Below are 2,108 nucleotides of genomic sequence, written 5' to 3' on the forward strand. Positions count from 1 at the left end.
GCCTCCCGGGCGGCCTCGCGTTCCTCGAGCAGGTCGGCGTACTCGGCGGCCGGCGCGAGGGCCTCGCGAGCGCGCTCGAAGTCCGATTCGCTGAGCCGGCGCTTGTCGATCGCCTCGAGGGACTCCTCGAAGGACTCGTACGCGACGAGGCCGTCGGAGAGACTCGAGACGAGCCCGTCGAACTTCCCCTCGAGTTCGATGTAGGCCTGGAAGTTCTCCTTGCCGGTCCCGGTCGCTCGGTCGACGTAGTCGTCCAGTAGTTTCGTCGCGTCGCGGTGGGCCGCCGCGACTTCCTCGACGGTCTCCTCGCCGTGCTCCGTGATTCGCCGCTCGGCCGTTTCGAACCGCTGGCGGGCGGCCTCGAGCGCCTCGAGCGGAGCCGGACCATCGTCACTTCCGACGCTGTCGTTCGAGCGGCCATCTGCGGAGTGGACGCGCTCGCTCATCTCACTCGTAGACGGCGTCGGGGTCAAACACTTGCTCGCCGACGTTCTCGCCCGCTATCGTCCGGTAGAAACACGACCGGTGCCCGGTGTGGCACGCGCCGCCCTCCTGGTCGACCAGGTAGAGGAGGGTATCGGCGTCGCAATCGACCCGGACCTCCGCGACGTCCTGGACGTGGCCGCTCGTCGCTCCCTTCTCCCAGAGCTCCTCTCGGCTCCGGGAGTAGTAGTGCGCTCGGCCGGTCTCGCGGGTCCGCTCGAGCGCCTCCGGCGAGACGTACGCGAGCATGAGAACCTCGCCGGAGTCGGCGTCCTGTGCCACGGCGGGGACGAGTCCTTCCTCGCCGAAGTCGACCGAAACGTCGTCGTCCATACGCGCAATATCGTTCGTCCGAGCGATAGGTCTTTTGCCGCGAACCGCTCGCTGTAGGCGCGTCGAAAAATCGAGCGAATCGCCGCTACCGGCCGTTCCAGCTCCAGCGGCCGATGACGATCAGTGCGACCATGGACAGCAGCAAGCCGAGCGTGATGGCGACCGTCGATGCCGCCGCGATGAGTCCCGGAGCCAGCATCAGCCCGACCACCAGCAACAGTAACCCGAAGATCGAGACGAGGGAGAGGCCGATCCCCTCGCGAATCCCCCACCTCGTCTCCGCGGCGTCCTCGAGGGCGCTGTCGGTCGGCTGCTGTACGTGACTGTGCTCTGGAATTGTCATGGCGTTCCCCTCCTCCTAGAGAGAGGCTCCCGACGGAGATAAAGCGCGCTCACGAACGGACGGATTGTCCGATCAACGGGCGGTTCGCGGCCGCCGTTGAGTTTGGCGACGAACGGGACGCAATGATCCTCGTCGGTGGTGACGACGATTTCGATGATCTCACGCTCGAGGTGTCGTGTGAGCGGTTCCGTGATCGCGGCGTGTGAGTCGGCCGGTCGAGACGAGGAGACTCGATCGATCGAACCGAGATGAAAACGAGCGCCGTGTCCGTACCGATTCGTCCGTTCGAGACCGCTCAGCTCTGGCCGTTCAGCGTGATGTCGCTGACGCCGATGACCCGCTCGTCTTCCTCGAGTTCCGTCTTCGCTTCCGCGGGAACGTCGCTGTCGACGTTGTAGACGGTCAGCGCTTCGCCGCCGATGGTCTCGCGGGCGTTGAACATGCCGGCGATGTTGACGCCGTGTTTGCCCATCACGGAGCCGATGAGGCCGATGACGCCGGGCTCGTCGGTGTTTCGGGTGACGACCATCCGGCCGTGGGGGATGGCGTCGACGCGGTAACCGTCGATGCGGACGATGCGCGGGTCGTCGCCGGCGAAGAGTGTCCCGTCGACCGAGACCTGATCGTCGTCGTTGCTGACGGTCACCGAGATCAGGCTCTGGAAGTCCGCCGCCTGACGGGTCTTGGATTCGGTGACGTCAACGCCGCGGTCCTCGGCGATCTGGGGGGCGTTGACGGCGTTGACCTGCCACTCGAGGGGTTCGAAGACGCCCTTGAGCGCGCTCGCGGTGACGAACTCCACGTCCTCGCCAGCGATGTCGCCCTCGTAGACGACTTCGACGTTCTCGATGCGGCCCTCGAGCAACTGCGCGGCGACCTTGCCGGCGGTCTCCGCGAGGTCGATGTAGGGCTCGACGCGGGGGAACGCGCTCTCGTCGATCGACGGCGC

At 66.4% G+C, this 2,108-nt stretch carries 3 protein-coding genes and 1 pseudogene; all 4 read right to left on the reverse strand.

All coding sequences use genetic code 11. From position 1 onward, the window contains the following. Positions 1 to 446: DUF7118 family protein (locus PGX04_RS29315; RefSeq protein ID WP_425498467.1), on the reverse strand; the 446-nt coding region annotated here is incomplete at its 3' end. Position 447: 1 nt separating this feature from the next. Beyond that, on the reverse strand, positions 448 to 816 hold the full coding sequence (gene hisI / locus PGX04_RS29320; protein WP_273741719.1) for a phosphoribosyl-AMP cyclohydrolase: 369 nt from the start codon (positions 814 to 816) through the stop codon (positions 448 to 450). 85 nt (positions 817 to 901) lie between these two features. Further along, positions 902 to 1,159, reverse strand: coding sequence for a hypothetical protein (locus PGX04_RS29325; RefSeq protein ID WP_273741720.1), 258 nt, complete (start codon positions 1,157 to 1,159; stop codon positions 902 to 904). A 295-nt stretch (positions 1,160 to 1,454) separates the two neighbouring features. Further along, positions 1,455 to 2,108: pseudogene (locus tag PGX04_RS29330) on the reverse strand (phosphoglycerate dehydrogenase); the annotation flags it as partial.

This window comes from Natrinema soli, from assembly GCF_028618695.1.